Here is a 4,028-nt window from a genome sequence, read left to right as displayed (position 1 = left end):
GTGGGTTTAACTAAATTTCAAGAATTAATCCAAAAATTTATCCAAACGATTTGTACAAATTTTTGGTAATATGTGTTGATTTTATAATAAAGGCTAATGCCAAAAAGGGCGGGGGAGGCACAGAGGTCTTTTACCGCTCACAAGGTGCTGGAAGATTGCCAATTTTTGTCAATGGAAGCAATTTAAATGGTGGTTGTGGCGGGAGAATGGATACAACTTTGACTTATGTTTTTCCGCAAAACTACAATTTGGTTACTTTAATCAAGGGTCCTCAAGATGTTCGCTATGGCACGATGAGCGCGGGTGGAATCCTCTTTGACCGAGAGACTTTGCGCCTAAAAGATACAAACTTTAACTTCAGTGCCGATGGGCTTGTGGGAAGCTTTAATCAGTTGGATTTCAATACTTATCTAAGCGTTGGAAATGAACTAGGAAGTTTGCAGGGGATTTATTCGGATTATTCACGCGATGATTACAAAGATGGTGCAGGTCAAAGAGTGCATTCAGAACACCAAAGACGTTCCGGCACGATTGTAGGCGCTCTAACACTTACGGAAACAAGTGCTTTGGAGTTGAGTGCAGACATTGGCAGGGGAGAGGCGGCGTATGCTGATAGGGCAATGGACGCACGCACCTTTGATAGAGAATCTTATCAGTTGCGATTCCAAAATTATTTTGATAAAGATTTGCTAGATTTACGCGCATATTATAATAGCATTGACCATATTATGGACAATTATAGCTTGACTAATGGTCAGCCAAAAATAGGAAATCTTTATAACCTAAGCAACCCAAAGCGCACAAATATTGGTGTTAAAGCAGAATACAAAAGGTTTTTGAAATCTCTAAACTTTACTTCGGGGGCGATTATGATAAGGACAAGCACAAAACCCGCACTTCCACAGGGCAGACGACAAGAGACGGCGCAGAGGCTGCACTGCGCACCAATTATCAACCCAACTATACCTTTGATTCCTATGGAATCTATGCGCAAGGAGAATGGTATATTGGGGCGGAATCTGGTGTTTTTGCGGGGATTAGAGAGGATTATATAGAGACAACCGCACACAGATTGGACAAGGAAAGAAAGCAATACGCCACGAGTGCCTTTGCGCGTTATGAGCATTATTTGCGGGATTCCACCCTTTATGCTGGACTTGGAATCGCAGATAGGATTCCGGATTTTTGGGAGGTTTCTAAGGTAGATGGAATGTATTTGAGCAAAGAAACCAATACGCAATTAGACATTGGTTTATCCCACCAAAAAGAGGGTTTAAGCGCGAATGTGTCGGGCTTTATTTCTTATGTACAAGACTATATTTGTTAGATTATACAAAGCCCCAAATACGCAGCTTTAACACGAACGCCTTTTTAAGCGGAGCGGAGGCAGAAGTCTCTTATGAGTTTATGCCTAATCTCTTTGCGGAAGCAATGGCGAGTTACACTTATGGAGAGAATACAAAAGAAAACAAGCCCTTAGCGCAAGTCGCACCCTTATCTAGCAGAATCGCACTTAAATACGATGACCAAAAAATATTTTTGAAATGCGAAATGTATGCCAATGCCAAACAAACGCGTTCTGATGAGGGATATGGAAATGTCATCGGCAAAGACTTCGGGGATTCTAGCGGATTGGAATCATCAACCTCTATGCAGGATTGCGCTATCAAGAATGGCAAGTTTAATGGGGCTAGAAAATATTACCAATAAGCTTTATAGTTATCATTTATCCAAAAATAGCATTGATTTAAGCGTGGCAAATAATCCTATAAGTGATAGGATTTATGAGATTGGTAGAAATGCTTGGATAAGGGTAAAATATGACTTTTAAGTTATAGAATCTCTCTTTAAATTGTTAAGATTTTCTTCACACTTTTTTATTATCATTTTGAATCTTATTTCTTGATTTAAGGGAGACAAAATGAGAACAAAAAGAGTTTTTAAGAGTTTGGCTTTGAGTGCCTGTGGAATCTTGTTACTTGGAAATGTAGGCTTTGCGGGTGGATTTAATCCGTCAATGCAAGCTTATATTGAGGAATTGAAGAGTGAAGCAAAAGCAGAAAATCCAAACTTCCAAGACTTTGATGCCAAAAGAGGCGAAGTGATTTTTAGCACAAAAAACAAGGGCAAAAACGACACCTTGCTATCCTGCCAAAGCTGCCATAATGTGGATTTAAAAACTCCCGCAACCAATGTTTTTACCAACAAAACACTAGAGCCTTTAGCTCCAAGCGTGAATCCTACGCGTTTAAGCGATGTAAAAGAAGTCAAAAAATGGCTTAAACGCAATTTTAAAGATGTCTTTTTGCGTGAGGGAAGCGCACGGGAAAAAGGTGATGTGCTTTATTATTTGATTTTACAATAATCCAAGTTTAGGGAAAAAGAATGAAAAGAATGTTAAAAGTTTCTAGTGTGGTTTTGCTTTGTGCGGTTTTTGGAATCCAAGCTTATGCGGAAGGGCGCAAAGGTCCAGAGGTAAAAGCGGTGGATAATGCACTTTACAAAAAGGAGTGCGCAAGTTGTCATTTTGGCTATCAACCCGGTTTGCTCCCTAGCACTTCTTGGCAATGGGTAATGGATAACTTAGCGCAACACTATGACACAGACGCGAGTTTAGAAAGCAAAGAGGACATTGCGCAAATCACACAATATTTGCTAGACAATGCGAGTGAAAAAGCAATGCAATACCGTCGTAGTGCAAAATTAACAAAATCAATGCAGCCGGGAGTCTTATACACCTCTATTTCGCAGATTCCCTATCATCAAAAAAAACACAGAAAACTAAAAGATTGGATGGTGCAGCAAAAAGAAGTGGGAAATATTGCGCGTTGTGCCGCTTGCCATACCAAAGCCGAACAAGGAATCTATGGGGGACAGACGATTGATATTCCAAACTATGGAATCTGGCGTGATTAAGAGCTATATTTGGACTTTTATCAATCGTTTTTTGCATTATTTTTTGATTCTCACTTTTGCACTCTCTTACCTAAGCGCGGATATAGACACACTTTTTCTTGTGCATATTGTTTGTGGAGTTTTATTTGGAGCAGGGGTGATATTGCGCGTTATTTGGGGATTTATCGGCACAAAGCATTCGCGCTTTTGGGATTTTAACTATCGTGGAATCCTAGAATATCTTACTTCTATTTTAGGAAATAAAAAGCATTATATCGGACACAATCCTGCCTCAAGCGTGGCAATTATTCTTATGCTTGGCTTTGGATTTCTTGTCGTATTTAGCGGACTTTTGCAATATGGAGCGGAGCAAAATAGCGGAATCTTTGCCCCATTGTTTTTCACATATAGCTACTTTTATATGGGCGATGATTTGCACGAATTTTTTGCAAATTGCTTATTGTTTATCGTGGCAATTCATTTTTGTGGAAGCTTAATAGACAAGTTTTGGAGCAAAGGAGATGCAATAGATTCTATGCTCAATGGCTACAAACGCACGCAAAAGGACGAAAGCGTCTCTCTAAATCCTGCGCAAAAGGCAATTTTTGCTTTTTTTCTCCTCTTTTTGTTTGCATTGTTTCTTTATTTGCTTTATCCCAAAAACATACTTTTACGCCCCTCCGCGCAGGATTTTTTCACGCAAGATTCTAATAAAACAGCCTTTGGAGAGTATAAGCAAGAATGCGGAAGCTGTCATATTGCCTATGCTCCCTTTTTGCTTCCAAAGTCCGCGTGGGATTCTATGATGAGTGATTTAGAAAATCATTTTGGCGATGACGCAAGCTTGGAGGAAGAAACGCACGCAAGAATTGCTGCATTTTTAGAAAAATATGCAAGTGATGTTGTGGATACGAAATTTACGCAACAAAAAGAATCCCAACAAATTGCAATCACAAAAACTCCTTATTGGGAGATTGCACACCGCAAACTCAATCCAAAGATTTTTACAACAAAGGCAATCAAAAGCAAGGCAAATTGTCAAACCTGCCACAAAGACGCAGAATCTGGAATCTTTGCCAAAAATGCAGTGGAATATTTTAAGCTTAAGAGTTTGAGGGAGAATCTTTAGGTTT

At 39.5% G+C, this 4,028-nt stretch carries 6 protein-coding genes and 1 pseudogene; all 7 read left to right on the top strand.

The window, feature by feature from the left end; all coding sequences use genetic code 11:
- Positions 1-50: 50 nt before the first annotated feature.
- Positions 51-251, top strand: a pseudogene (locus Q1553_RS07605) (hypothetical protein); the annotation flags it as partial.
- A 572-nt stretch (positions 252-823) separates the two neighbouring features.
- The gene (locus Q1553_RS07600; RefSeq protein WP_342767848.1) at positions 824-1,327 is read left to right on the top strand and encodes a TonB-dependent receptor; all 504 of its coding nucleotides are present in this window, start codon (positions 824-826) and stop codon (positions 1,325-1,327) included.
- On the top strand, positions 1,321-1,710 hold the full coding sequence (locus Q1553_RS07595) for a hypothetical protein (protein ID WP_245944247.1): 390 nt from the start codon (positions 1,321-1,323) through the stop codon (positions 1,708-1,710). The genes Q1553_RS07600 and Q1553_RS07595 overlap by 7 nt, the downstream gene beginning before the upstream one ends.
- Entirely contained in the window at positions 1,685-1,831 is a 147-nt protein-coding gene (locus Q1553_RS07590) for a hypothetical protein (RefSeq protein ID WP_245944246.1), read from the top strand. The genes Q1553_RS07595 and Q1553_RS07590 overlap by 26 nt, the downstream gene beginning before the upstream one ends.
- Positions 1,832-1,921: 90 nt before the next feature.
- Positions 1,922-2,365 (top strand): DUF1924 domain-containing protein, encoded by a 444-nt coding sequence (locus tag Q1553_RS07585; protein WP_181881647.1) that lies wholly within the window; start codon positions 1,922-1,924, stop codon positions 2,363-2,365.
- Positions 2,366-2,385: 20 nt separating this feature from the next.
- Complete coding sequence (locus Q1553_RS07580; protein WP_115551759.1) at positions 2,386-2,916, top strand: diheme cytochrome c; 531 nt, start codon at positions 2,386-2,388, stop codon at positions 2,914-2,916.
- A complete protein-coding gene (locus tag Q1553_RS07575) occupies positions 2,867-4,024 on the top strand; it encodes a cytochrome b/b6 domain-containing protein (protein WP_297570713.1) in 1,158 nt (385 codons plus the stop codon). The genes Q1553_RS07580 and Q1553_RS07575 overlap by 50 nt, the downstream gene beginning before the upstream one ends.
- The last annotated feature ends 4 nt before the right edge of the window (positions 4,025-4,028 follow it).

It is taken from the genome of Helicobacter sp. UBA3407 (assembly GCF_949747025.1).
In the GTDB taxonomy this organism is placed as follows: Bacteria; Campylobacterota; Campylobacteria; order Campylobacterales; family Helicobacteraceae; genus Helicobacter_D; species Helicobacter_D ganmani.
Note: the sequence above shows the minus strand (reverse complement) of the source record. Positions and strands in the feature narration are given on the sequence as shown.